Annotated in this window: 26 protein-coding genes; 11 read left to right on the top strand and 15 right to left on the bottom strand. The window is 69.0% G+C overall.

Annotated elements, in window-relative coordinates:
• Positions 1-218 precede the first annotated feature (218 nt).
• Positions 219-1,613 (bottom strand): GDSL-type esterase/lipase family protein, encoded by a 1,395-nt coding sequence (locus ACIQ6Y_RS12370; RefSeq protein WP_404036299.1) that lies wholly within the window; start codon positions 1,611-1,613, stop codon positions 219-221.
• A gap of 153 nt (positions 1,614-1,766) precedes the next feature.
• Between ACIQ6Y_RS12370 and ACIQ6Y_RS12365 the strand changes: the two genes are divergently transcribed.
• Complete coding sequence (locus tag ACIQ6Y_RS12365; protein WP_404036296.1) at positions 1,767-3,110, top strand: DUF445 domain-containing protein; 1,344 nt, start codon at positions 1,767-1,769, stop codon at positions 3,108-3,110.
• A 75-nt stretch (positions 3,111-3,185) separates the two neighbouring features.
• Positions 3,186-4,676, top strand: coding sequence for an MFS transporter (locus ACIQ6Y_RS12360; RefSeq protein ID WP_404036293.1), 1,491 nt, complete (start codon positions 3,186-3,188; stop codon positions 4,674-4,676).
• 30 nt (positions 4,677-4,706) lie between these two features.
• Here ACIQ6Y_RS12360 and ACIQ6Y_RS12355 read toward each other — a convergent pair whose 3' ends face one another.
• Positions 4,707-5,159 (bottom strand): hypothetical protein, encoded by a 453-nt coding sequence (locus ACIQ6Y_RS12355; protein WP_404036290.1) that lies wholly within the window; start codon positions 5,157-5,159, stop codon positions 4,707-4,709.
• 95 nt (positions 5,160-5,254) lie between these two features.
• On the opposite strand from ACIQ6Y_RS12355, the gene ACIQ6Y_RS12350 reads away from it, so the two are divergent.
• Positions 5,255-6,250 (top strand): GlxA family transcriptional regulator, encoded by a 996-nt coding sequence (locus tag ACIQ6Y_RS12350; RefSeq protein ID WP_404036287.1) that lies wholly within the window; start codon positions 5,255-5,257, stop codon positions 6,248-6,250.
• A 15-nt stretch (positions 6,251-6,265) separates the two neighbouring features.
• On the opposite strand, the gene ACIQ6Y_RS12345 is transcribed toward ACIQ6Y_RS12350, so the two are convergent.
• Positions 6,266-7,264: a zinc-dependent alcohol dehydrogenase family protein gene (locus ACIQ6Y_RS12345; protein ID WP_404036284.1), complete on the bottom strand. Its 999-nt coding sequence runs from the start codon at positions 7,262-7,264 to the stop codon at positions 6,266-6,268.
• A 105-nt stretch (positions 7,265-7,369) separates the two neighbouring features.
• Between ACIQ6Y_RS12345 and ACIQ6Y_RS12340 the strand changes: the two genes are divergently transcribed.
• Entirely contained in the window at positions 7,370-7,705 is a 336-nt protein-coding gene (locus ACIQ6Y_RS12340) for an ArsR/SmtB family transcription factor (RefSeq protein WP_404036282.1), read from the top strand.
• Between the two features lie 8 nt (positions 7,706-7,713).
• Here the strand turns inward: ACIQ6Y_RS12340 and ACIQ6Y_RS12335 are convergent, their stop codons facing one another.
• Entirely contained in the window at positions 7,714-8,169 is a 456-nt protein-coding gene (locus ACIQ6Y_RS12335) for a DUF2267 domain-containing protein (RefSeq protein ID WP_404036279.1), read from the bottom strand.
• A gap of 188 nt (positions 8,170-8,357) precedes the next feature.
• Positions 8,358-8,780, bottom strand: coding sequence for an Hsp20/alpha crystallin family protein (locus ACIQ6Y_RS12330; RefSeq protein WP_404036277.1), 423 nt, complete (start codon positions 8,778-8,780; stop codon positions 8,358-8,360).
• Positions 8,781-8,941: 161 nt separating this feature from the next.
• On the opposite strand from ACIQ6Y_RS12330, the gene ACIQ6Y_RS12325 reads away from it, so the two are divergent.
• The gene (locus ACIQ6Y_RS12325; protein ID WP_404036274.1) at positions 8,942-9,244 is read left to right on the top strand and encodes a hypothetical protein; all 303 of its coding nucleotides are present in this window, start codon (positions 8,942-8,944) and stop codon (positions 9,242-9,244) included.
• Positions 9,245-9,331: 87 nt separating this feature from the next.
• Here the strand turns inward: ACIQ6Y_RS12325 and ACIQ6Y_RS12320 are convergent, their stop codons facing one another.
• Complete coding sequence (locus ACIQ6Y_RS12320; RefSeq protein WP_404036271.1) at positions 9,332-9,544, bottom strand: DUF397 domain-containing protein; 213 nt, start codon at positions 9,542-9,544, stop codon at positions 9,332-9,334.
• Positions 9,545-10,390, bottom strand: coding sequence for a helix-turn-helix domain-containing protein (locus ACIQ6Y_RS12315; protein ID WP_404036268.1), 846 nt, complete (start codon positions 10,388-10,390; stop codon positions 9,545-9,547).
• 218 nt (positions 10,391-10,608) lie between these two features.
• Here ACIQ6Y_RS12315 and ACIQ6Y_RS12310 point away from each other — a divergent pair, with 218 nt between their 5' ends.
• On the top strand, positions 10,609-11,241 hold the full coding sequence (locus ACIQ6Y_RS12310) for an ATP-binding protein (RefSeq protein WP_404036266.1): 633 nt from the start codon (positions 10,609-10,611) through the stop codon (positions 11,239-11,241).
• Here the strand turns inward: ACIQ6Y_RS12310 and ACIQ6Y_RS12305 are convergent.
• The gene (locus ACIQ6Y_RS12305) at positions 11,238-11,987 is read right to left on the bottom strand and encodes an HNH endonuclease (protein ID WP_404036263.1); all 750 of its coding nucleotides are present in this window, start codon (positions 11,985-11,987) and stop codon (positions 11,238-11,240) included. The genes ACIQ6Y_RS12310 and ACIQ6Y_RS12305 overlap by 4 nt on opposite strands.
• 160 nt (positions 11,988-12,147) lie before the next feature.
• Between ACIQ6Y_RS12305 and ACIQ6Y_RS12300 the strand changes: the two genes are divergently transcribed.
• Positions 12,148-13,368, top strand: a complete 1,221-nt coding sequence (locus ACIQ6Y_RS12300; protein ID WP_404036260.1) for a DNA cytosine methyltransferase — start codon at positions 12,148-12,150, stop codon at positions 13,366-13,368.
• Here ACIQ6Y_RS12300 and ACIQ6Y_RS12295 read toward each other — a convergent pair whose 3' ends face one another.
• The 6 genes from ACIQ6Y_RS12295 to ACIQ6Y_RS12270 all read right to left on the bottom strand — a co-directional run bounded on the left by ACIQ6Y_RS12295 (position 13,369) and on the right by ACIQ6Y_RS12270 (position 21,409).
• The gene (locus ACIQ6Y_RS12295; RefSeq protein ID WP_404036257.1) at positions 13,369-13,866 is read right to left on the bottom strand and encodes a very short patch repair endonuclease; all 498 of its coding nucleotides are present in this window, start codon (positions 13,864-13,866) and stop codon (positions 13,369-13,371) included.
• Positions 13,867-13,879: 13 nt separating this feature from the next.
• Positions 13,880-14,641: an NgoMIV family type II restriction endonuclease gene (locus tag ACIQ6Y_RS12290; protein WP_404036254.1), complete on the bottom strand. Its 762-nt coding sequence runs from the start codon at positions 14,639-14,641 to the stop codon at positions 13,880-13,882.
• Between the two features lie 13 nt (positions 14,642-14,654).
• Positions 14,655-15,620, bottom strand: a complete 966-nt coding sequence (locus tag ACIQ6Y_RS12285) for a NaeI family type II restriction endonuclease (protein WP_404036251.1) — start codon at positions 15,618-15,620, stop codon at positions 14,655-14,657.
• A 15-nt stretch (positions 15,621-15,635) separates the two neighbouring features.
• Positions 15,636-18,617 carry a Z1 domain-containing protein gene (locus ACIQ6Y_RS12280; RefSeq protein ID WP_404036248.1) on the bottom strand — a complete coding sequence of 994 codons (2,982 nt, stop codon included), beginning with the start codon at positions 18,615-18,617 and terminating at the stop codon, positions 15,636-15,638.
• 55 nt (positions 18,618-18,672) lie between these two features.
• Positions 18,673-20,226 carry an ATP-binding protein gene (locus ACIQ6Y_RS12275; RefSeq protein WP_404036245.1) on the bottom strand — a complete coding sequence of 518 codons (1,554 nt, stop codon included), beginning with the start codon at positions 20,224-20,226 and terminating at the stop codon, positions 18,673-18,675.
• A 160-nt stretch (positions 20,227-20,386) separates the two neighbouring features.
• Positions 20,387-21,409: a YecA family protein gene (locus ACIQ6Y_RS12270; protein ID WP_404036242.1), complete on the bottom strand. Its 1,023-nt coding sequence runs from the start codon at positions 21,407-21,409 to the stop codon at positions 20,387-20,389.
• 137 nt (positions 21,410-21,546) lie between these two features.
• Here ACIQ6Y_RS12270 and ACIQ6Y_RS12265 point away from each other — a divergent pair, with 137 nt between their 5' ends.
• The 4 genes from ACIQ6Y_RS12265 (at position 21,547) to ACIQ6Y_RS12250 (ending at position 24,463) form a co-directional block, all read left to right on the top strand.
• Positions 21,547-22,335, top strand: coding sequence for a class E sortase (locus tag ACIQ6Y_RS12265; RefSeq protein ID WP_404036239.1), 789 nt, complete (start codon positions 21,547-21,549; stop codon positions 22,333-22,335).
• A 14-nt stretch (positions 22,336-22,349) separates the two neighbouring features.
• Positions 22,350-22,652, top strand: coding sequence for a DUF6412 domain-containing protein (locus ACIQ6Y_RS12260; RefSeq protein ID WP_404036237.1), 303 nt, complete (start codon positions 22,350-22,352; stop codon positions 22,650-22,652).
• A gap of 97 nt (positions 22,653-22,749) precedes the next feature.
• Positions 22,750-23,484, top strand: coding sequence for a YidC/Oxa1 family membrane protein insertase (locus ACIQ6Y_RS12255; RefSeq protein ID WP_404036234.1), 735 nt, complete (start codon positions 22,750-22,752; stop codon positions 23,482-23,484).
• A 121-nt stretch (positions 23,485-23,605) separates the two neighbouring features.
• A complete protein-coding gene (locus ACIQ6Y_RS12250; RefSeq protein ID WP_404036231.1) occupies positions 23,606-24,463 on the top strand; it encodes a fumarylacetoacetate hydrolase family protein in 858 nt (285 codons plus the stop codon).
• A 22-nt stretch (positions 24,464-24,485) separates the two neighbouring features.
• Here ACIQ6Y_RS12250 and ACIQ6Y_RS12245 read toward each other — a convergent pair whose 3' ends face one another.
• On the bottom strand, positions 24,486-25,349 hold the full coding sequence (locus tag ACIQ6Y_RS12245) for a TIGR03620 family F420-dependent LLM class oxidoreductase (RefSeq protein ID WP_404036228.1): 864 nt from the start codon (positions 25,347-25,349) through the stop codon (positions 24,486-24,488).
• Positions 25,350-25,391 lie beyond the last annotated feature (42 nt).

The raw sequence follows: 25,391 nt of genomic DNA, 5'->3' as shown, positions 1-25,391 counted from the left end.
GCGTCGCGGGGTCTGGCACGCACTCCCCCACTGCCTTAAGGGCGTGGGGGGACCCCCAGCCGCGTTGTCGTCACTCGCCGACGCTCCGCGTCGACGCCCTCCTCCGCCTTGCAGCTGCACGCACCAGACCCCGCTCGACCCGGCCAGGAGGCGGAAGCGCCTCGCAGCCGGCCTGATCCAAACGACAGGCCCTAGGTGCGCCTACCCGCCGTGTCGCGTCATGCCGTCTTACGGCTGATCGCTCGCTGTGGTTGGTCGCGCAGTTCCCCGCGCCCCTTTGGGGCACTCCCCCTCAGGTGCGCAAGATCCATGGCCTCCGCCATCCGCGCGTACCCCCGGTCGCTCGGGTGGAGATGGTCGCCGCAGTCGTAGTCGAAGCGCAGGCGGCGTGGGTCGTACGGGTCGCGCAGGGCCTCGTCGAAGTCGGTGACGGCGTCGAAGACGTGCCCCGCGCGGATGTCGGCGTTGATCCGCTGCCGTACGTCCTCGCGGGCGTCGGTGTAGCCGGGGTGGCCCTTGAAGGGCATGAGGGTGGCGCCGACGACCTTGATGTCCTGCGCGTGTGCGCGGCGGACCAGGGCGCGCAGGCCCGCGAGGATGCGGTCGGGGTCGGCGAGGGCGGGGTCGCGCAGGATGTCGTTGACGCCGAGGTCCACGACGACGACCTTCACGCCGGGGACGCCCAGCACGTCCCGGGTGAAGCGCCTGAGCCCGCCGGGATTCTGCGGCAGGACCGTGCGGGCCAGGGGACGGACGTAGCCGTCGGCGAGTATGCGGTTGCCGCTGATGCCCTGGTTGACCACGCCGTGGCGTGGCACGTCCTCGCCGCGCTCGGCCGCCGCGCGCAGCCGCCGGGCCAGTACGTCGGGCCAGCGGCGGTTCTCGTCCACGCTGGAGGAGGAGCCGGCGGTGAGGGAGTCGCCGAGGACGACGACCGTGCCGTCGGCCTCGGGGCCGAGCACGTCCAGCGCGGTCACGTACCGCCAGACGTCGGCGCGCGAGGTGTAGGCGGTGCCCGCGAGGTCGCCGGTGTGCTCCCCGACGGCGGCGTAGCCGGTCTGCCGGGCGCTCGGGTGGATGGTGACCGGGCCGGAGGGGACGGGGGAGTAGGTGGTGATCAGCACGTCCGCGTCGGCAGGGACGGACAGCGCGACCGGGTCGCTGACCACCTGCTGCCCGGCCGGTACGACGACCGTGGTGCGGCCCGCGAAGGTCAGGCGGCGCATCGTGCCGGGTGCGGCGGCCGCGCCCTGCTCGTCGGCGGCCAGCGCGACCGTGGCATGGGTGAGCGTGAGGGGTCGTAGGCCGAGGAGATTGGACAGCGTGACGCGGGCACTCGTGCCCCCGACGCTGGTGTGCACGACATTGCGCACCGAGCGCCCGGCCAGCCCCCGGGCCTCGGTGCCGGGCTCGGCGGCCGCCGGGGAGGCCGTCCAGGTGCCGGCCCAGACGCCCGTGGAGGCGGGGACGGCGCCGTATCCGCGCCCCGCGGCGAGCGTACGGCGGGCCGTGCCGTCGTCCGCGGCGACGGTGACGTAGATCGCGGCGGACAGCACCACGACCAGCGCGGTGATCGCGGCGAGCAGTGCACAACCCTGATGACGCCTGGTCATGCGGTGCGTTTCTCCTCGGACCGGGGAGCCCGGAGCTCCGGTGGGATCACCCGATGTGATCACTCGGATAAACGCCGGGAACTCCTGTTCCGTTCCAGGAGTCGGTCATGAAGGGACAATGTCGATGTCGGGGACTGTGGACGGGTGGAGTGCATGAACCGTACGAAACCGGATCAAGCGGGCGAGAGGGCCGAGCCGGGCGCACGCGCCCCGGAGGTGCGTGCCGCGCGCGCGATGAACGTCTTCAGCGCCGCCGACGAGGAGAAACAGCGCGGCGTCCGCCGGATGAAGCTGACCGCGACCGGGATGCTGCTGTTCGTCGCCCTGGTCTACGTCCTCGCGAAGTGGGGCGTGAACGCGGGCGCGGGCATCTGGGCGGGCTATGTCGCCGCGGCCGCCGAGGCCGGCATGGTGGGTGCGATGGCCGACTGGTTCGCCGTCACCGCCCTCTTCCGCCACCCCCTCGGCCTGCCCATCCCGCACACCGCGATCATCCCCACCAAGAAGGACCAGCTGGGCGTCTCGCTCGGCGAGTTCGTCGGCGAGAACTTCCTGTCCGAGGACGTCGTACGACGCCGGCTGCGGGCCGTCGGCATCAGCAGCCGCCTCGGCGCCTGGCTCGCCGAACCCGAGCACGCCGACCGGGTCACCGCCGAGCTGGCCACCGCGCTGCGCGGCGCGCTGACCGTGCTGCGCGACTCCGACGTCCAGGCCGTCGTCGGCGAGGCGATCACCCGACGCGCCGACGCCCAGGAGATCGCGCCCGGCATCGGCAAGATGCTGGAGAAGGTCGTCGCCGACGGCGGCCACACGCGTGTCGTCGACCTGGTGGTGACCCGCGCCCACGACTGGCTGGTGCTGCACAGCGACTCGGTCATGGACGCCGTACAGGGCGGCGCGCCCGGCTGGACGCCCCGCTTCGTCGACAAGAAGGTCGGCGAGCGCGTCTACAAGGAGCTGCTGCGCTTCTGCGCGGAGATGCGGGACATGCCGACCCACCCCGCGCGCGGCGCCCTGGACCGCTTCCTCACCGACTTCGCCTCCGACCTGCAGTCCGACACCGACACCCGCGCGCGTGTGGAGCGGCTCAAGGGCGACGTGCTGGGGCGTGGCGAGGTCCAGGACCTGATCGCGTCGGCCTGGACCGCCGTACGGTCGATGATCGTCGCGGCGGCCGACGACGAGCGCAGCGAACTGCGCCTGCGGGTGCGCGCCTCGCTGCTGTCGCTGGGCGCCCGGATGGCGACCGAGCCGCGCCTGCAGGAGAAGGTCGACCGTTGGGTGGAGGGCGCGGCCGTGCATGTGGTGACGACCTACCGCCAGGAGATCACGTCCCTGATCACCGACACCGTCGCGAGCTGGGACGCCGAGCACACCACGCGCAAGATCGAGGCGAACATCGGCCGTGACCTGCAGTTCATCCGGATCAACGGCACGGTGGTGGGCTCACTGGTGGGCCTGCTGATCTACACGGTGTCGCGGGCGCTGGGGGCGTAGGCGTCCGCCGCGCAGGCGTGAAGGGGCCGGTCGGGGGCATCCGTCGGGGTGGTTTGCTCGACGAGGAGGGAGCCCATGACCGCATCAGGAGCCAGGGCCGGGACCGGCCGCACCGTCACCACGAACATCCCCGCCCGTCTCGACCGTCTCCCGTGGTCCCGCTGGCACTGGACGATCGTCGTCGGCCTCGGCACCGTATGGATCCTGGACGGCCTGGAGGTCACGGTCGTCGGCAACATCGCCGGCCGGCTCTCCGAGTCCGGCAGCGGGCTGCCGATCAGCTCCGGGCAGGTCACCGGCATCGCGGCGGCCCTCTATGTGGCCGGCGCCTGCTCGGGCGCCCTGTTCTGGGGCCGGCTGACCGACCGCTTCGGCCGCAAGAAGCTCTTCATGATCACCCTCGCGGTGTATCTCGCGGCGACGGCCCTGACCTCGGTGTCCTTCGACGCCTGGTGGTTCTTCCTGTTCCGCTTCCTGACCGGCTTCGGCATCGGCGGCGAGTACGCGGCCATCAACTCCGCGATCGACGAGCTGATCCCGGCGCAGTACCGCGGCCGCGTCGACCTGATGATCAACGGCAGCTTCTGGCTGGGCGCCGTAGGCGGCTCGCTGCTGTCGATCGTCGCCCTGGACACGGACATCTTCGCCATGGACGTCGGCTGGCGTCTGACCTTCGCCCTCGGCGCGGTCCTGGCCGTGGTCATCCTTCTCGTACGACGTCATGTCCCGGAAAGTCCGCGGTGGCTGCTGATCCACGGCAGGGACCGGGAGGCCGAGGAGATCGTGACAGGGATCGAGCGGCAGGTGGAGGCGGAGAAGGGCGAGCCGCTGCCGCGCCCCGAGGGCGAGATCACGATCCACCAGCGCGGGGCCGTGACCTTCGGGGAGATCGCCCGGACGGTCTTCGGACGCTACCGCCGCCGCGCGATCCTCGGCTTCTCCCTCTTCATCGGCCAGGCGTTCCTCTACAACGCGATCACCTTCGGCTTCGGCGCGATCCTCACCACGTTCTACGACGTCCCGACCGGCGACACCGGCTACTACTTCGCGGTCATCGCCATCGGCAACTTCTGCGGCCCGCTGCTGCTGGGCAAGCTCTTCGACACGGTCGGCCGCCGGGTGATGATCTCCTCCACCTATCTGCTCTCCGGCCTGCTCCTGTTCGGCACGGCCTGGCTGTTCGACCGGGAGGTGCTGAGCGCCGGCACCCTGACCGCCTGCTGGTGCGCGGTGCTGTTCTTCGCCTCCGCGGGCGCCTCCAGCGCGTATCTGACCGTCTCCGAGGTCTTCCCCATGGAGACCCGCGCGATGTCGATCGCCTTCTTCTACGCCCTCGGCACCGCGGCCGGCGGCATCAGCGGGCCGCTGCTGTTCGCGGACCTGACGGAGACGGGCAAGGTCACGGACACGGTGCTCGCCTTCCAGATCGGGGCCGGGCTGATGTGCGCGGCCGGGCTGGTCGCGGCGGCGCTGGCGGTGAAGGCGGAGCGGCGGTCCCTGGAGGACATCGCGCGGCCGCTGACGGCGACGGCACCGGCGGTGAAGTCGCGGACGGCGGGGGCGTAGGCGGCCCGTCTGTGGGTGTGAGGGGGCTGGTCAGGCACCGGTCGTCGACCCAGGGCGGACGATCATCAGGACCGTCACCGTCGCCCACAGCAGGTTGAAGACGCCGGTCAGCATGGCGAGCCGCACGGTGGCCTCCCGACCGCCGGTGCCGCCCTCCACGAGGGCCTCCTGCCCGGGCAGGACGAGGGCGCCGAGGACGAGGGCGGCCAGGACGGTGAGGACGATGGACACGATCAGCCAGGTGTCCCCGAGGACGCCCATCGCGCTCGCCGTGCCGAACCCGAAGACCGGGACGACCACGCCGACGACGGCGTACACCCGGCAGATACGGTGCAGCAGCCGCAGCGTCTGAGCCGCTTGCGGATCGTCGGGCGCGGCCAGCGCCCTGCGCGCGGCGGGCGGGAACATGCTGGCGGCGACGGTGACGGGGCCGATCGCGACGATGGCGGCCAGGACGTGGACGGCGAGCAGGAACTTGGTCACGGCGGTGACGCTAGGCGGCGCCGGGATCATGGAGAAGGGGCGAGAATGCCAGGGTCCGACGGATTCTCGCCAGGTGGCGGTGGAGGGGTGGGGGCATGCATGTGGTGGCGGTCCTGGCGCTGGACGGGGTGATCCCCTTCGACCTCTCCGCGCCGGTCGACACGTTCGGCTGGGCGCGGCTGCCGGACGGCCGGGTGCCGTACGACGTGCGGGTCTGCTCGGTGGGGGAGGAGGTCCGGGCGGGCGCGTTCACGATCCGGGCCCCGTACGGCCTGGACCTCCTGGCGGAGGCCGGCACGATCATCGTGCCGGGTGTGCAGGACCCGCCGCGCGAACTGCCGCCCGGCGTCGCGGAGGCGCTGCGCGCGGCGGCGGCCAACGGCACGCGCATCGCGTCGGTGTGCGTGGGGGCGTTCCTGCTGGCGGCGACGGGCCTGCTGGACGGCCTGCGCGCGACGACCCACTGGATCGCGGCGCCGGATCTTTCCGCGCGCTATCCGAGGGTGACGGTCGACCCGAACGTCCTGTACGTCGACAACGGCCAGTTCCTCACCTCGGCCGGCGCGGCCGCCGCCCTCGACATGTGCCTGCACATGATCCGGGGGGACCACGGCTCGGCGGTCGCCGCGTACACGGCCCGTATGTCGGTCATGCCCCTCGAACGCGAGGGCGGCCAGGCCCAGTTCATCACTCACGACCTGCCCCCGGCCCCCGCGGGCGCGACCCTGGAACCCCTCCTGCACTGGCTGGAACAGCACTGCGACCGCGAGTTGACCCTGAACGACATCGCCCACCAGGCCGGCATGAGCACCCGCACCCTCAACCGCCGCTTCCGCGACCAGACCGGCACGACCCCGCTCCAGTGGCTCCACCGAGCCCGCATCCGCCGCGCCCAGCACCTGCTGGAGACCACGAGCCATCCTGTGGAACACATCGCCGTCCGGTGCGGGTTCGGGTCTCCTACGGCTTTCCGGGAGCGCTTTCGGAGGGTGGTGGGGACGAGTCCTTTGGCTTATCGGAGGTCGTTTCGGGTGGGGGCGGGGGCGGGGGCGGGGGCGGGAGCGGGGGCCCGGCCGCCGGCCGTCGAGTGAAGACCCTGCCCTGCCTCAGTGATCCACCCGCATGACGACCTTCCCGACCTGCCCGTTCCCCTCCAAGTACGCATGCGCCTCAGCCACCTCCCCAAGCTCGAACACCCGGTCCACGACCGGCTCGAAGTGCCCGAGCCGCAGCCCCGATTCGATGTACGCCCGCCCCCGCCGGAGCCGCTCAGCGGAGCGGGTGATCTCCAGCATGGTGAAGGTGCGGATGCTGACCGCCGGCATGCCGAGGTCGAAGGAGGGATAGGGGGTCGGGGCGTTGCTCTGGGCGCCCCAGAGGAAGAGGGTGCCGTCGGGGGCGGTGGCTCGGACGAGGTCGGTCACCCCCGGGCCGGCGACGGCGTCCAGGATGAACTCCGCGCCCTTGCCGTGCGTCAGGGAGAGGATGCGGGCCGCCACGTCCTCCTCGTCGGAGACGATGACCTCGGTCGCGCCCGCGTCCAGGAGTTGCTGCCGCTTGGCGCGGGTACGGGTGACCGCGACCGGTGTGGCGCCGATGCGGTGGGCCGTCTGGATCGCGGCGAGGCCGACGCTGCTGGAGGCGGCCGTGATGACTGCGGTGTCGCCGGGGCGCATGCCGCCGACGTCGAGCATCGCGCCGTACGCCGTGAGGTACGGCATCCAGACCGCGGCCGCGGTGACCGGGTCCGTGTCATCGCCGCGCGGCAGGACGAAGGAGGCGGGGACGCGCGCGCGTTCGGCGTAGACGCCGTAGTCGTTGTGGGAGAAGCCGGGGATGACGCTGACCGGCTGGCCGATGCGGAGGCCGGTGACGCCGTCGCCCAGGGCTTCCACCACGCCCGCCGCCTCGTTGCCCAGGCGGGCGGGCAGGTGCCTGACCGGTTCGATGTAGCGGCCGGTGCGGAAGAGGACTTCGGCCCGGTTGACGCCGATCGCGTCCACCCGGACACGTACCTCGCCGGGGCCCGGCTCGCCCGGGTCCAGGTCCTCCACGCGCAGCACCTCGGGACCGCCGAACTCGTGGAACCGCACAGTTCTGGACATGGCGCAGCAACTCCCCCTGGGTGAAGCCCGTTTGAGATCGGCCTCCACCCTGGACCCGAAGTACGATCGCTGTCAAACTTTGATGACCGTCGTACCATAGGGCGCATGTCCGTCCTGGAACGCACCCCGCCGCACCCCGACGTCTCCGCGTTCGACCTCCAACAGGTGCTGGAGGCCCTCGTCGACCCCGTACGGCGCGGCATCGTCACCCAACTCGCCTCGTCCGGCGAGGACATCGCGTGCGGCGGCTTCGACCTCACGGTCAGCAAGTCGACCGCGACCCACCACTTCAAGGTGCTGCGGGAGGCCGGGGTCATCCGGCAGTACTACGTCGGCACGTCCCGGATGAACGCCCTGCGCCGCGCGGACATGGACACCGCGTTCCCCGGGCTCCTCGATGCGATCACCCTCGCCCACGGCAGCCGTCGGTCCCCCGCCTGACCTGCGGCCTACCGTCGGCCGAGGTCGGCGCGGCCGAACAGCAGGGCGTAGCCGGGCGGGAGCGCGGCCAGGACGCGGTTCGTGAGGTCGTCGCCGATCAGCGGCGGCAGCGCGCTCAGTACGGAGCTGACGTCCCAGCGGGCCGTGGCCGGGGTCGCGCCCTCGATGCGGGACGCCACCGAGTCGACGAACCCGGGGGCCGTGAGGGGGCTGGTGACCGGGATCTGGCCGGCGATCAGCCGGGCCGCCTGCTCGGGGAGGGCCCGGGCCAGGTCGACGCGTTCGTCGCCGGTCACATGGCCGCCGAGGGTGGACAGGACGATCCGGGTGACGCGTTCCGCCTCCGCTCTGGTCGGGTACTGGCCGGACTCCCGTACGGAGTCGATCAGCAGGTTCCAGTCGGCGCGGGCTGCGGAGGTCCGTTCCTCCGGGGCTATGCAGCGCTCCTGCGTCGTCACGGTCATGGTGCGGGCTCCTCCTCGCGGGCGGTCGGCCCCCAGACGGGCCATGGGCTACGGGACACGGGGTGACGGCGGTCGCGGGCGGGCGCCCCGCGGGGGTGCGGGCCGCGGGGCGCTGCCAGGGATGCGGTGGACGTTCCAGGGATGCGGTGGACGGATGGGCCGAGTCGGCCGCTCGGCCGCTCGGCGGCTCAGGTGCTCAGCTGCCTGTGGTCGTTCCCGCCGCTGATCTCGATGCGGCGGGGCTTGGCGGCCTCCGCCACGGGGATGCGCAGGGTGAGGACGCCGGAGTCGTACGAGGCGTCGATGCGGTCCGTGTCGAGGGTGTCGCCCAGGAAGAGCTGGCGGCTGAAGGCACCGGTCGGCCGCTCGGCGGCGATCAGCTCCGCGCCCTCGGGGGCGGGGGACCTGCGCTCGGCACGGACGTTCAGGACGTTGCGTTCGACGTCGAGCTCGATCGTCTCCGGATCCACGCCCGGGATGTCGAAGTGGACGATGAAGTCGTCACCGGCTCGGTAGGCGTCCATGGCCATCGCGGCCGGGCGGGCCGCGGAACCGAAGACCTGCTGCGCGAGCCGGTCGAACTCACGGAACGGGTCGGTACGCATGAGCATCACGGGTCACTCCTTTGCTGAGGTGCTGGTGTGCGATGCCCTACGGCTTCTTATATAGCCCGCAGACAGAAACTTGACAAGACCTGACTCAGGTCTGAGGTGTGAGTCGTCCCCGGCGTAGCTTTGGGCTGAATTCGGACCTCATGCGCATGGAGGCACTCATGGCTCGGATCCCCAGCGCGGCCGTCGCCGCGACCGGACTCGTCGGCGGATACGCCGTGGCCCGCTGGACCAAGAAGCGGCAGCTCGGCGGCGTCGTCCTGGCCGCCGCGGGGGCCGCTGCCGCCCAGCAGTGGCGCACCCGGGCGGGCGGCCCGGCAGCCGGCGCCCTGAGCGCGGCCTACGTCGCCGCCTTCGCGGGGTCGCATCCGCTGGCGAAGAAGGTGGGGGCCTGGCCCGCGGTGTTCGGGGTCGCGGGGGCGGTGGCTCTCGCGTCCTGGGCGGTGGCGGACCGACGGGGCTGAACCGTCGCCTCGCCTCTGCCGTACGTCCGGCTCGGCGGCGCCGGCTCGTCTCTGTCGTACGTCCAGGCTTGTCGGCGTCACCTCACGTCACGGGTGGCGCCGGGAGTGCCCTATCTCCGCCAGGAAGGCGGTCCAGGCGGGCGTGGAGATCGCCAGCTGGGACTTGGTTGGCTGCTTGGAGTCCCGGATGGCGATGCCGTGGGGGATGAGGGCGGCCTCCACGCATTCAGTGGCGTTGCCGCCGCTGTACGACGACTTGAACCAGGCGAGCCCGGATTCGGGCGGGGGGCCTATGGGCATTCACAGCTCCTTGCGCACGCGATGGATCATGGCGGAGGAAGCCTCCATGTTCAACGCTTGTGCGCGAAGGTACTCGAACGCAAGTCTGTATCGCTCCAGTTCCTCGTCCTTCTCCAGGAAGAGCGAGCCCGTGTGGAAGTCGACGTACACGACGTCGAGGCTCGGCTCGGTGCCGCCGATGATCACGAAGCTGCCCAGGGCGGCGGCGTGGGCCCCTTGCGAGAAGGGCAGTATCTGTAGCGTGACGTGAGGCAACTCGTTTGCCTCAAGTAGCCGGTCGAGCTGGTCTCTCATGGTCTGGGGTGAGCCAACGACCCTGCGGATCACGGACTCGTCGAGGATTGCCCACAGCCGGGGCGGCTTTGGCCGGGTGAGGATCTCCTGCCGCTTCATCCTGATGTCTACGAGCCGCTCGATCTCAGCCTGCTCCAGCGGCACCTCGTTGGCCTTCTGAAGCGCGGTGCTGTAGGCGCGTGTCTGGAGGAGCCCCGGGACGTAGACACACGCGAAGTGGCTTTCCGCCACGGCCTCGTCCTCAAGGGTCAGCAGCAGGTTCATGCTCTCCGGGATGGAGTCGGCGAAGGAGCTCCACCGCCCTTGCTGCTTGGCGTCCTTGGCCAGGGCGACAACTGCGCGGCGTTCAGCTTCAGTTGCGCCGTACTCGCGGCACAGTGCATCGACCACGATCCACTTGACCGGCCCGGCCTGTGTCTCGTAGCGGCTGACTGTCGCCTTCGACACCCCGACGAGCCGCCCGGCCTCCTCAAGCGTCATGCCCTGTCGGGCGCGCAACTTTCGCATCATGGCGCCGAGTTGGCGGCGACGTGTTGTGGTCCGTTCCGACATGGAGGTTCCTTCGCCGTACGGCGGGCCGTCGCCCGCGGAGCCCCGCCAGGCTAAGCAGGAGTGCGGCAGGGCAGCCATCAGATTCACTCGATGGATTCTCGTGAGAAGTTACACAGCGAGATTTCTCTGTGCCATTCTCGACTTCAGATCGCTACGCAGCGCAGCCGTTCAGGCACGGCAGGCGCAGTGCGCGCGTGGCCTGGGAGGGAAGGGTGGCCGTGCACAGCTACGACATCACCGAATCTCAACTCCGCTGCGTCGTGCCCTTCAGAGCGGCACCGGCGGAGGTGCGGCTGCTGCGGGCGGCGGCAGCCAGACAGCTCGCGATGTGGGGGATGCCTGCTGCTGCCGACGAAGCGGGGCTCCTCGTCACCGAGCTGGCGACCAACGTGGTGAAGCATGTCGGCGAGGGCTCCTCCGCAACTCTGGTTCTGGAGCGCAGGGGTGAGCGGGTGCGGTTCGAAGTCCACGACCAGAGCAGGGTCATGCCGCTTCTCAGGGCTGCGGAGTGCGGGGATGAATGCGGTCGTGGCCTCCACCTGATCACGTCACTGGCGGTGGACTGGGGCACGGTCCTGACTGCGGTCGGCAAGGCCGTTTGGTGTGAGGTCGACGCTCTCGATGCCGGCGCTTGCCTCCGTATCGAGCGGGCCGTGGCCGTGCTTGAGGGCTACCAGGGGTCGCGCGGCACCGCGGAACTATGCGGAATGGGACGTGAAGCGGCCCTTGATCAGTCGGTCGTCGAACTGATCGCGGACCTGCTTCACTGGGGCGCCGCGCGCGGCCATGATCCAGACGACATCCTTGACAGGGCGCAGATGCATTACGAAGCGGAAGCGGATGCCGCCTAGTGGGCGGCAGCCTCGGCGGCCTTACGCATCTCCTCCCGGAGAGATGCCGGAGTGCGCCAGGATTCTCCGGGACGGCTCCTGTGGCACATGCGGTGGCAGTTGGCGCACAGGCACGCAAGGTCGTCGAGAGCGGTCTCCCTTGTTCCGGAAATGTGGAGGGGAGTGACGTGATGCACTTCGATGTAGCCTTCGCCCAGGTCGCCGTAGGCGCGAGCGAAGTCGAAGGTGCAGACCTCGCACTGGAGCGCGCCTCCACGGGCCAGGACTTGCTTGATCTTCCGGAGCCGGAGGTTCGGGTCCCGTTCGCGCGCCAGGGCACGGCGCACAAGGAGCCGCCCCTCGATCGCCGTCGCGCCCGTGTCATCGAATTCGTCGGGCTGTCGCGGAATGCGATGCATCTCACCCGACGCGATGGCCTCCTCCAGCGCCGCAGCAGCCTGGAGCATCTCGGCTTCACGTTCCGTGAAGGCGTCGATCATGAGCAGAGTGGGCTTGCCGCAGCGCGTGGCCTTGCCGGAGTGCGAGCTGTGGTTGGTGGCGAAGTCGCTGGTCTTGCGGCTGACGCTGTCAGGCGACCTGAAGGAGGGCTCCGTTATTACTGCGGGGGCGTGGAGCGGGAGCGAGCGCAGCAGTTCCGAAAGCTCCTGCACCTCCCTGTCGCCCGTCCGCAACTCGCGCCAGCCGTTCTTTACAACCAGAGCTCCAGCCAGCAGGAGCTCGTCTTCAGTCCACGCAGGTATCCGCACGGGCAATATCGTATGAGTGTTCGGTGTGACGGAGGGGGCGTTCAGTGAACTGCCGGGCGTGTTGCACACTTGGTGGGTCTCGTTGTCAGTGGGGTCTGTCACCCTCAGTGATGGTGGACTGCAAGATGAGTCTGCCGCGGTACGGCTGTAAGGAGGGGGCATGACCCACACCAAGGAACCCGAGGGCGTCAATGCAGCGCCGGCGGTGCCCGAGTTCACTTCGATCGAGATCTGCGCAGGAGCCGGCGGGCAGGCGATCGGTCTGCACCAGGCGGGCTTCGGCCACCTGGCCCTCGTGGAGATCGACAAGTACGCGGTTGACACGCTCAAGCTCAACATCGAGGAACACGAGGTGTGGGCGTGGGAGAGAGTGCACTGCGACGTCCTGTCGAAGGACGTGAAGGAGTTTGATCCCTTCCGTGACGTGACCAAGAGTGCCGAGCTGCTGAAGCCTCGTTCTCTTGATCTGCTGGCCGGAGGTGTGCCCTGCCCTCCCTTCTCTCACGCGGGCAAGCAACTGGGCAGGGACGACGAGCGAGACCTCTTCCCCCGGATGCTGGAGCTGGTCCAGATCCTGGAACCGCGCGCGGTCATGATCGAGAACGTGCGGGGGATCATGGACCCGAAGTTCTCGGACTACCGCGACTGGATCAAGGCACGGCTTGAAGGCGGCTCTTACCGCGGCGAGGACGGTCAGACGGTTTACGAAGAGGGCCTCGGCTACAAGGTCGTCCGGTGGGGCGTCCTGGAGGCCAGCGACTTCGGCGTACCGCAGCTGCGACCGCGCGCCATTCTTGTCGCCTTCCGGGCGGACGTGATCGAGGATCTGAAGTACGAGTGGCCTACCGCGACTCATGAGGAACCCGTCAGCGTCGCTGACAGCCTTGAGGCGTCCATGCGTGAGCGGTTCGAGGAGTGCTGCACGGGGACCCTTGCCGGGCTGGCGCAAGAGAGGTTTGACCGCTGGCTGAAGATGGCGCGCGACCGTGACGCCGAACTCAAGGGCAAGGGCGGCGGCATCGCGCCTACGCTCGTCGGCGGGTCGAAGAAGCACGGCGGTGCAGACCTCGGACCCAGCCGCGCGAAGGCCGCCTGGAAGCAGCTCGGTGTCTCCGGAATGGGCGTCGCGAACGACATCGACACCTGCAAGACGAAGAAGACGCAGGGACGCGACCTCCTCGGCGACGACGGACCGATGCTCACCGTGCGACAAGCCGCCATCATCCAGGGCTTCCCCACGGGCTGGGACTTCTCCGGCGGCAAGACTGCCCAGTACCGGCAGGTCGGCAACGCCTTCCCGCCGCCGGTTGCCCGGGCCGTCGGCACGTCGATCATCGAGGTCCTCAAGGCCGCGCGGGAGCGTGACGAGAAGAAGGGCTGATCAGCTTCCCGGCTTGCCCTTCCGAAGCGCGGGCCGCCGCTTTTCCACCTCAGCGGCGATCCGCGCAGCACACTCCTCCGACGGCTCGTGTTCCCAGAACCGGAGCACCGTCCAGCCGGCCTCCTCCAGACGCTGGTCGGTGTCCCGGTCACGGGCCATATTCCGGGCCACCTTGTCGGACCAGTACCCCGGATTGGTCTTCGGGGGGACGTAGTGCTCAGGGCAGCCATGCCAGTAGCACCCGTCAATGAAGACAGCGACCTTCGCCGGGCCGAAGACCAAGTCAGCGGTCCGGCGAACGTCCGGCAGTGGACGTGCGGCCACGCGGTAGCGGAGCCCCTGCGCGTGGACAAGGCGACGGATCAGCCGCTCCGGTGTGGTGTCGCGGCTGCGGATCGCCTGCATGTTCCTGCGTCGGGCTGCCGACGACGCCCATGATCCGGCCGGCGGCGACCACGCGGTGCCGGGCACTTCCGGAGAATCTGAAGACTTACTCATACCCCTCCGACTCTTACCAGGTCGCCAGGGTTGAGGCGAGTTCCTCATAGGGCCGCAGTCGTCCCTGGCCGATGCACTCAGCAAGATCGTTCTTCTGCTGCTTGCTGCCTACCTCCGCCACAGCCTGCCGCAGAGCATCGAAAGCGATGTGGTAAACGGCGTCTACTTCACCAGTTCCCCGTGCGATAGCGGTAATTCTGCTCGGCATCGGCTCTGCAGTTATGGCCACAAGATGTGGAAGTCTGCCACGCCTGTGCCGGATCATCTGCAAAAATTCATGCCGAACGTTCTGGACTCGGTCTGATCGAATCGTCCACTTGCAGGAAACGGCAGCGTGCAGGAACGGACTCCCATCCGGGAGGGAACTGCTGTGGGCGACACCCACTGTAACGTCGGGCTTGATCAGATAGTCCAGGAGACCCAGATCCGCGCTCAGCACGGCCGCGCCGCTGATGGCCTTCCTCAGCTCCTTCAAATGTGAATACTGGGAAAAATCCTCGACCTTCTTTTTGTGGTCCACGAGCCAGGTGCGGGAGGCGTCGGCTTCCGGAAGTGCGCTTTCCAGATCTGTTTGCACGAGTCGCTCCAGGGCTGGACCTGGGCTTTTCGGGAGGCCGGGAATAATCACGCTGGGCGTGACCCCTAGATGCTCAAGTATTTTTCCAGCGAGGGCCTTCGAGGCGTTGCTGCTACTGTCTGCACTATTCGGTACAGGCTTCCCTGAAGCCTTGAGCTTCTTCCACCCGAGGAGTGCGGTGGCGAATGGTGCGCTCATGCCTGCCGCCCCTCTACTTGGTGTGAGAGGGCAACGGTGGGGCAGGCTCAGGCGCATCCTGGGGGAGCGCCACTACCCAAGCCTGTCCGTCCCCCATTACGGCATGGCTGGCGTCGCCATGATGCGGGCGCCTCCTGGCTACTCGTACGCTGACGAACTCACCTTCCCGAGGCGGCAGAAGGCCGAGCTGCTCCGCTACCGTGCGATGGCTGTCGTAGTCGCCCATGATCAGGATTCCCTCGGGCTGGAGTGCCGAGCGGGACCCGCCGTTCCCGCGGACTCGCTTCATGTAGTCCTTCTGCTGGGCCACGGTACGCACCACATTGCGGCCTATGCGACGTTGCTGGACTCGCCTGAAGAGTTCATTGAGCCGCTGCTGCCCTGATGGCAACGCGAAGACCGCTGCACGGTCTGCGGCATCCATATGGAGGAGCACGTTCTCCGGCAGCTCCGAGTCACGCCACAGCCACTGGATCTTGTCTCGGTGTGCTGCCTTCACGGTGAGCTTCGCATCGCGGTTGCTGCCCCGGTTCAGCCACTCCTGACACACTCTGAAAAGGCCTGCGCTCCAGAGGCTGTCGTAGTCATTCGCCCACACAAGCAGACAGAGGTGTCCCATGGCCTCTGGCGGAATCATCCAACCGCCAAACGTCTGGGAGTACTTGCAGTCGACGTCTAGATCTGCGATGCGGTAGTCCATAGCTGCGCCATCGGCGAACTTGAACTCTCGTTGCAGGTTGATTTCAACGAGGGTGCCGGCGTGAGTTCTCTCAGTCTTATAGAGCTGGGCCCAGTCGTAACGGCCCGTGACTTCCCCATTGAGCAGTTGATCTATAGTGTTCCGTAACACTCCCGCAAACCGCTCTTCCGAGCGCTCCATACCGGTCAGAGCAGCGTGGACAGCTTGAAGTTCGGCATCTCGCCTCACCTCTTCTGCCAGGCCAACGTTCTGTGCGGCCTGGATATCAATGGGCAGCAAGCAGATCCCTCCCCTTCAGGACGAGCTAACCGGGATAGTAGCGTCGTTGCCGTACCGCGAGTCCTTCGCACGGAACCGCACCAGCCTGCGGTCCGCACTCACTGCCGAGGCCGGCGGGATGAGCGTGAAGGCCATGACAACCTTGGCCGGGTCGGCCGAGCCGTTGCGGACGGCGCTCTGCACGTCGCTGTTGACCCTGCCTTCCACGATGGGATACAGCAGGACCACTCCCGTTGTGGGCCCTACGGCGGAGTGGCCGCTTGAGGCGGCAGCTTCATCGATGAGGCGCTGCGCCGCCATGCGGTGTTCGACGCTGGCGATGCGGCCGAAAGACGTCTTGCCGGTTTGCCGACGCCGTCGGACCAGAGACAGAGGCACGGAACCGAGGATGCTGGCTTCTACTCGCTTGCCGGAGGACAGGCGGGGAGAGATGAGCAGCCAGTTGGCCACCTTCGCGAGGGCTCCGTCGAGCTGCCGCAGGTAGGTGAGATGCGGGTCGAAGTACCGGGGCCGCTCCCACTCAAGCTGCGCCAGCACCCGCACCAGGTCGTCGTGATCGACGACCCCGGTCAGAGCCTCGAATTTCCGCGCGACGGCACTGGAGTCGTCCGGCGGATTGATAAACGTCTCAGGCGCTGTGACGAGGGCATCCAGCAGCGGGCGCCACCGCTCGGTGTTGCGCTTGAGTGCCGAGCTGTCCAGGGGGTATGAGGCGGGCTCAATGGGGCGGCCGGGTGAGCGGATTTCTACCAGCTCGGCATTGAACATCTTGTTGCGGGCGGAGGGCTTGATCCACGGAAGGTGCTGCGCCACCAGAGGAGGCACTTCCATTGGCGTGATCTGAGGCTGCCCATCCACCATCTCGGCGTACTGGGCCAGCTGCTCCCGGAACGTCTCCTCGTCCCGGCAGATGCCCTCGTACGCCTCGTACAGATCGACCGACCCGTCGCGACCGAACGGTTCTTCGCGCCCGATGTAGAGCCGGACCAGGTCCCGGTACCCTGGCCGGAATCCGAACCAGCGCCCCATCTGCATGAGCGTGTCCGCCTGCTGCGTAGTACGCCGGTAGTACGTAACGGTGAGGCCCTCCACGGTGAAGCCCCGCGACAGCTTCGTGCCTCCAACCAGGATTTTCCAGACATGAGGGGTCCGGTCGAAGTCGAGGTCGAGCTGGTCGAAGTAGCGGTCGGTGTCTCCGTTTACGACGACGACCGGCTGTCCCCCTGAGCCGATGCGCTGCTTGGCCTTATTGACGTACGGGCGCAGCTCCTCATAGGTAGCCGGCATCGGCAGGTCGGCTGCGCGAGACTCACTGACTGGGGCGAAATCCGACTGCCATAGGGCGGCCAGGCGTTCATGGCCGGCGGTGGAGCTGTAGCCGGATTCGTGCCACATGGTGTTGATGCGTAGCGCGAGTTCGGCGTGGTCGTCCTTCCGCACTGACTGATGGACGAGCATGGTGTGGTGCCGGAACGGACCGTCGGAGATGCCGTGCTCAGCTCGGTAGAGCTTCAGGGCACCAGAGAGCACGAAGGCGTCCATGGCTTCCTGGAGCCGGTCGCCGGTCGACTCGTAGATGCCCCGGACATGCGTCTTCTCTTGTGAGTTGGCGTAGGTCTTCTCGTCCACCGGGATGGAGGAGTCCAGGTCATGGAAGTCCTGGGCGCCCATGTATCCGGAGGGACGGGGAAGCGAGATGAGGAAGTCGCTCGGGAAGATGTCCGCGTCATCGCCCGGATCGACGAAGACGTTGGCGAACGGAGTTGCGGTGTAGCCAACGTACTGCGCCCGCGGCAGGAGCCCCAGGAGCTGGGAGATCAGGCCGTTGATCGCGGTGCGATCGGTGCTGCCGCGCTCCCACTTCTTAGGGTCCGAGGTGTTGACCGATGCTTGGTCGGACTCGTCGTCGATGATCAGAGCCGGGAGCTCTCCGAGCAGGCCGTGAATCTGCTTGAGATCCTTGACCAGCTTCTCGAGGACCGACTTGTTTTTCTTCACCACCAGGATGCGAGCGGCAGCATGGTGCAGGTTCACCGGGGCACAGAGCGGAAGTGCTGGTTCACGCTTCTCGAACTCCAGGGCGCGAATGCCCTGGGCCAGGCTCTTGTAGTCGTTGTCGCGTGTTGTCAGGCGTTCAATGTCGAAGGCGCCCAGGGATGAAGGACGTCCGCCGTGCTGCACGAAGTCCGGCCAGTCTGCGTCCCCGTCACCGACGTAGTCCACGCCCACCAAGGAGTCGATGTCCGCGACATCCGCACCGCGCAGGATGTTCTCCTGGCCGATCAGCTCCATGTCGAGGCGTCGCTGGGTCTGGGCTCGCAGGAGGTTGAGCGTGCCGCCGAGAACGATGACAAGGCGGTAGCCAGCGTCGATGGCCTTTGCCGTGACGCCGGTGAAGTTCGCCGTTTTGCCGGACTGCACATAACCGACCACCAGGCCCTTTGCCTGCCGGGCCGCAGGTTGCTCCGGGTCAGTAAGCCGTTCGACGACCGCCCGGCTTGCCTCGTCCAGACTTGCGATCGCTGAGTCCGGCCAGCCCTTGGCTCGGAGCTTGCGCTCGTACGACGTCCAGTAGAAGGACCGAGCGGCCGCACGCTCGGGGGTGTACCAGGGGGCGAACTCGCGGGTGATCACCGTAGGCCCTGGCAGCTTGGCCACTGGGACCGCAGTGTCGAGTGTCTTGCGCAGATCACTTCCGAACTTGAGCCGCTCATACACGGCCGCTCGCCGTTCGTCAGTGCGGGCAGGGCTGTCCTGCGCCCAGCGGGGCCCCTCGGCGAAGTCCCAGGCAGTGAGGTGGCGGCTCCACAGCGTGATCAGCGCTTCGTCTCCACTGATCAGGGCTTCCCGGAAGCGCTCTTCGCTCAGGTCGGCGTCCGGGTAGTCCTCGTCGGCGGCCAGCGCTGCCCACTTAGCGAAGTGGCGGGGGCTGCTCACCATGCCAGCCAGCGCCGACGTGTGGATGTCCAGCAGCACGTTGGCGGGGGTGTAGCTCATGCAAGTCCTCAATCACGGATCAGGGGGAGCGGGTCCTCGGAGAGACGCGGGCAGTTCAGGAAACCGACTGCATGCGTCGCGCGCGGTGGGCCTCCGCTGAGGCCAGGAGGATCGTGTTCCAGTAGTCCACGCGGTCCTGGCGGCTGCGCTCCCAGCGTCCGAGGCCGAAGCAGTCCTCAAGGAGGAGGTAAAGCAGGGTCTTCGTCACCGGAGTGTCGTTGGCTCCGCCACGCCTGCCGTCGTTGAAGTCTTCCCGGAACTCCTTATTCAAAATGACGCTGTTGTTCTCGCGATCGAGATCGAAGAAGCGGTCGCTTGGAAGCGTCCCCCACGTGAAGGAGATGGGCTCCTCGCCGGGCTTCTCCGGCAGCTCCTCTTTGATGACCCGCTTCACCTTCGGGTCCAGGCCCTTGCCGGGAGGCGTGACCGCCTTACGGACGATCTCGGTTCGCTTCGCCCCGTCCCGATACGCGCTCTCAGCGTCTGCAAGGTATTGGTGGAAGGTGTGCCCGTCGGCATCGACCGCCTTCTCCACGCCCAGGGTGAAAGCCGGAGTGACGGTGACGCCTTCCTTCTTCACGTCGAGGCTCAGGACACTGTTCTCCTGGGCCGGGAGGTCTACTGCCACCCGGGCCAGCACGAGGTGCCCCTCTGGGCTGCGCAACCCGTTCCAACCGCCCGCCTGCACAAGGCGGTTGTTGCGGTAAAAGTAGAAGCCCTGTCTCTCCGTGAGAGATCCGACTTGCCGGAACCCGGCCTGCTTGGACTTGGCGGCCCAGATATGGGCGGTGAGGCGCATATCCCCGATGCCCTCGACGGGCGCGGTGAACTCCTTCGGATAGCCCTTCTTGCCGGGGACCGTGTACCCGAAGGGGTCCAGCGCTTCCACGGCGATGTGGTCCACCTCCTCACCGAGGCCGCTCTCACCGGTGCTGACGTCCCAGACAGCGATGTCCAGCTTGAGGCCCTGCTGGAGGAAGCGGTGGAGGTAGAGGCCCAGGTGAGTCTCCAGGCGCGAGATCGCCTTCGAAAGGAATTGGTCGCTCTGGCCCCGAGTGACCGTTTCGAAGGCACGGACACCGTCCCAGCGCACGACCGTGCCGTGCCACTCGATGATTCCGTCGTAGCGGTCGACGAGGTCCTGGGCATACCGGGGGTCAACCGTGTCGCATCGGAAGCTGTCCGCGATGCCCTCTGCGGTGAGGCGGCGGCCCGCCGCACGGCTGCGCTTGGTCCGGCTGACGACGGTGAGGGAGGAGGCATGAGAGAGCGATGCCGCCTTCAGACCGGTGCCGTACATGCCGAGGGCGCTATCGCCGTAGTCCCGCCGCCGCCCCACTGTCATCGCCGCGTCCAGGCCGGACTCGTCCATGCCCTGGCCGTTGTCGATGATCAGCAGGGTGAGTATGCGCTCTGCGTCGCGCAGGAAATGAACGACGATCTCGTCGGCGCCCGCGTCGATTGAGTTGTCGATCAAGTCTGCGACGGCGACCTCAAACCCGTAGCCCTGGTTGGTCAGAGCCCGGCCGTAGCCTGCGTCTGGCGGCAGGTGTGCGCTTCCGGTCGTGGGGACGTCGTACTGCCAGACGGTGCCAGGCTCGTAGGGCATCGCTTCCTCAAGTGCGCAGCTCAGGGCCCCACTTCCTAGGAGGGAGCCCTTCCGGTCGAAAGGTAAATGTGACCGTACTGCAAAGGTGGGACATAGTGTGAGGTTGAGCGGTGAACTTGGCGGATTTTCCCCTTATCCGTCAAGCGCAGGGTTGTGATCCTCAGGCCCCTGACGCCCCATGGCACTCCCCATACCCCCGCCCCGACCCACACCAACACCCACCCCCCCGCCCCGGAGGCCAAGCCACAGCCCGCCCCCGCGCGGCCAGAGTCGTCGCATACTGCGGCAGCAGCGTCGCGTCAGAAGGCGAGGCCCCCTCGGAAGCCGCGAAGGCCTCGTAGGAGGGGACCGTGCCCGTGACGATGCCGAGGTTGCCCGTGCCGGAGGCGGCGAGTTCGCGGAGGGCGGACTCGGTGGTGGCGAGGTGGTCCTCGTAGGAGGGGTACTCCGTCGCGAGGGCCGGGTACGCCTCCAGGAGTTCGGCGAACTCCGGGGCCGGCCAGTGGAGGATCGCGACCGGGAAGGGGCGGGACAACGCCTCCCGGTAGGTGCCCAGTTCGGCGCGCAGGCGGGTGATCTCCGCCTCCAGTTCGGCCGGGTTGTTCGAGCCCAGGGACCAGACACGCTTCGGGTCGTGCAGTTCGTCCAGCGACACCGGGGAGGAGTGGAGCATGTCCGCCAGGGTGTCCCAGTCGTCGTGGGGGACGCCCAGCATGCGGCGGACCCGGTGGCGGCCGAACAGGAGAGGGTGCGTGGACTGGGCGGGGGAGTCCTGGTCCGAGGGGATCAGCAGGCGGGCGGCCTCCGTGAAGGTCGCCTCCGCCGCCTCCAGCTCGTCGTGCGACTCCAGGGCCTCGGCGACGATCACCCACGGGGCCGGGTCCCGCGGGGCCGATGTGCGGATGCCTTCGATGATCGCCCTGGCCTCGGCCTCGTGGCCGTACTCCCACAGGTTCGACGCTTTCAGGGCGCGGATCAGGGCCGGGTCGTCCAGGCTCTCTCCCGACGCCAGCAGGCGGTCGTAGAGCGCGGTCGCCTCGGGGCGGGCGCCGGACAGTTCCAGGTGGGCCGCGGCGCGCAGCAGGAGGGCCTCGGCGTCCTCGGGGTACAGGCCGGCGGTTCGCTCCAGGCGTGCCGCTTCGGCGGAGTGGTCGACGTTCTCGGCGGGCGTGTCGGGGCGCATGGTCCACACGGTACTGCCGGGCGCCGACAAAGGAGAGAGATCCTCGGGTCCCGACCTCTTCCCGACCCCTTCCCGACCCTGGTGACCTCTGCCTCTTCCCCTTATCGTGCCCGCGGTCCCTGTCCCGGGAGGCTCCCATGCGCGTGCCCGTCGTCCAGCACCGCACCCTCCGCCGCCGCGCACGGCGCCGCCGTGCCTTACGGGCCGGCGGTGAGCTGCTCGTCACCCTCGGTGTCGTCCTGCTGCTTCTCGTCGTCCATCAGACGTGGTGGACCAACCGGCAGGCCAGGGCCGGAGCCGAGCGCACCGTCCAGGCCCTCGAGCGTCAATGGACCGCCCATCCCTCCACCCGGGTTCCCCCTGCTTCTCCGACTCGTGCGCCCACCCGTTCCCGTCCCGGGACCCCTGCCCCCGTCGCTTCCGCCGCCACAACGGCCCCCGCCCCCCACCTCCCCGCCTACGCCATCCTCACCATCCCCCGCCTCCACCTCCGCGTCCCCGTCGCCGAAGGCGTCCGCCGGGCCGATGTCCTCGACCGCGGGTACGCCGGTCACTACCCCGGCACCCAACAACCCGGCCAGGCCGGAAACTTCGCGCTCGCCGGGCATCGCAACACCCACGGGGAGCCGTTCCGCCACCTCGACCGGGTGGGCGAGGGGGACCGGGTCGTCGTCGAAACGGCCCTCGCCTCGTACACGTACGTCGTCGACCGCGTCCTGGCGCGCACCTCGCCCCGCGACTCCGGTGTCCTGCGGCCGGTGCCCGCCAGCCTCGTCCATCCCGGGCAGGGGTACCGGGAGCCCGGGTACTACCTGACTCTCACCACGTGCACGCCCGCGTACTCGTCGGCGTACCGCCTCGTGGTGTGGGGAAAGCTGGCCTCGGTACGGCCTCGTCGACCCGGGGCAGTAGCCTGGGGGCCGTGAGAAGGGAGCAGCCTGTGATCCGTCGCCATGCCGGCGTGCTGCTGCTTCTCGTGCTCGGCCTCGCCGCCGCCCTCCTGGACTCCGGCGGCCTCTACGCCACCGTCGCGCTCGCCGCGACCGCCGCGGCCGGGGCCGCGCTCGCCGTCTGCGCGGTGATCACGGCGCGCTGCACGCCGTCCGTGCCGCCCACGCGCGTGCGTACGGCGATCCGCGACCGGGACCGGCGTACGGCCTTCCTGCCGCAACGCGACCCGGATGCACGGGGCCGCCGCCGTCCGCGAGCACCCGGGTACGCCCTCCCGGCGACCCCCGCGTAGAGCAGCTCACCCAAGACGTCTGCCCGCGCGGGTCGTCATGCCGTCATGTCCGCATCCGGCACGACCTGCCCCGGAGGGCTCACCCATGTCCGCCTTCATGTCCGTTTTCGCCAGTCTTGTCGAGCAGCTCGCCGATCTGCTCGGTCCCGTGTTCCACGGTTCCGCGGCCGCCGCCGCGATCGTCCTGTTCACCGCTGTCGTACGACTCCTCGTCCACCCCCTGTCGCGGGCCGCGGCGCGTGGCGCGCGGGCGCGGGCCGCGTTGCAGCCGCGGATCGCCGAGCTGCGGAAGAAGCACGCGAAGAACCCCGAGAAGCTGCAGCGGGCCGTGCTGGAGCTGCACGCCGAGGAAAAGGTGTCGCCGCTGTCGGGCTGTCTGCCGAGCCTGTTGCAGGCGCCCGCGTTCTTCCTCCTGTACCACCTGTTCTCCAGCTCCGACATCGGCGGCGAGCCCAACGCGCTGCTCGGGCACCAGCTGCTGGCCGCGCCCCTCGGGGACCGGTGGGCCGACGCGCTGACCGCCGGTGGGGTCTTCGGGGGTGCCGGGCTGGTGTACGTCGTGCTGTTCGCCGTCGTTACGGCCGTCGCCGTCTTCAACTTCCGGCGGGCGCGGACGGCCCTGGCCGGTAACGGGGCCCTGGCCGACGGTGGGGCCCTCGCCGGCAGTGGGGCCCCGGGCACGCCCGGTGCCGGGGGTGTCGCCAAGGTCATGCCGTTCCTGTCCTTCTTCACCCTGGTCACCGTCGCCGTCGTACCGCTCGCGGCCGCGCTGTACGTCGTGACCAGCACGGCCTGGAGCGCGGTGGAGCGCGCCCTGCTGTACCCGGCGTAGCGCTACGGTCCAGTACGTGAACCGGGTCTTGCGGAGTGGACGGTGAGCTTGGAGGATCGGCCAAGTCCTGAGATGGCTGCACACATCGGCGGGGCGAACGCGATCGAAGGAGATTGTGATCATGAAGCTGCTGCGTGTCGGGACGGCCGGAGCGGAGCGACCCGCTCTGCTGGACGCCGAGGGAACCCTGCGGGACCTGTCGGGGATCGTCCCGGACATCGACGGACCGCTGCTCGCCGACGACGCCGCGCTGGGCCGCGTCCGGGCCGCCGCCGACTCCGGTGAGCTGCCCGTGCTGGACGCGACCGGCCTGCGGGTCGGGCCGCCGGTGGGGCGCATCGGCAAGATCGTGTGCATCGGGCTGAACTACCACGACCACGCCCGCGAGACCGGGGCCGAGCCGCCCGCCGAGCCGGTCGTCTTCTTCAAGGCGGCGGACACGGTGGTGGGGCCGTACGACACCGTCCTCGTACCGCGGAAATCGGCGAAGACCGACTGGGAGGTCGAACTCGCGGTCGTCATCGGGCGTACGGCCCGCTACCTCGACTCCGCGGAGGAGGGGCTCGCGCATGTCGCCGGGTACGCCGTCGCGCACGACGTGTCCGAGCGGGAGTTCCAGATCGAGCGGGGCGGGACCTGGGACAAGGGGAAGAACTGCGAGACGTTCAACCCCTTGGGGCCCTGGCTGGTGACCGCGGACGAGGTTCCCGATCCGCAGCGGCTGGGTCTGCGGCTGTGGGTGAACGGGGAGTTGAAGCAGGACGGCACGACCGCCGAGCAGATCTTCCCCGTGGGGGAGGTCGTGCGGTACGTAAGTCAGTTCATGACGCTGTACCCCGGGGACGTCATCAACACCGGGACGCCCGCGGGGGTGGCCATGGGGCAGCCCGAGCCCAAGCCGTATCTGCGGGCCGGGGATGTCGTGGAGCTGGAGGTCGACGGGCTCGGGCGGCAGCGGCAGGAGTTGAAGGACGCCTGACGGGGCGGGGCCGCGGGGTGCCTCACCCGAGCAGGGTCGCCAGGCGGCGCCAGGTCTCCCTCGGCAGGCTCTCCCGCGGGTTGCCGTCCACCACCTGGAGGGCCACGTGGTCCGCGCCCGCGTCCAGGAACGCGTTGATCCGGTCGCGGATCGCGTCCTGCGTGCCCCAGGCGAACACCGAGTCGACCAGGCGGTCGCTGCCTCCGCCGCGCAGGTCGTCCTCGGTGAAGCCGTGGCGCAGGAAGTTGGACGTGTAGTTGGGCAGGGTGAGGTACGGGGCGAGGAAGGCGCGGGCGAGCGTGCGGGCCCGGGCCGGGTCCGACTCGGGGACGACCTTCAGCTCCGGGGCGAGCAGGGGGCCCTCGCCCAGGGTCTCGCGGGCGGCGGCCGTGTAGTCGGGGGTGACGAGATACGGCACCGTGCCCGCGGCGCGCTCGCGGACCAGACGCAGGGCGCGCGGGCCGATCGCGGCGACGACCCTGCGGTCCGCGGGGACGCCTGCCGCGTCAAGGGCGTCGAGGTAGGCGGCCAGGGCGGACACCGGGCCCCGGAACGGCTTCGGGGCCCCGCCGTGCCCCACGCCCAGGCCCAGCACGAACCGGCCCGGGTGGGCGGCGTCGACCTGCGCGAAGGCGGCGGCCGAGACGGGTGCCTCGTACTGCCAGATGTTCTGGATGCTGGTGCCCACCGCGATCCGCCCGGTGGCCGCCAGCAGGGGTGCGGCGTGGCGGGCGGTGCTGTTGCTGCCCAGCCACAGGGCGCCGTAGCCGAGCTGCTCCAACTCGGCGGCGGCTTCGGCCTGTTCGGAGCGGCGGGCCGGGTCCTCCGCGCGCAGGCCGATGCTCCAGATGCCGTACCGGCCAACGCTTTGTTTCGTCGGGTTCATCGGGCGACCTCTCCGGGGGCGGCGGTGAGTGCTGCTGTCTCG

Source organism: Streptomyces sp. NPDC096205, from assembly GCF_044763135.1.
Taxonomy (GTDB): Bacteria; Actinomycetota; Actinomycetes; order Streptomycetales; family Streptomycetaceae; genus Streptomyces.
This window is presented reverse-complemented; position numbering and strand designations above follow the sequence as displayed.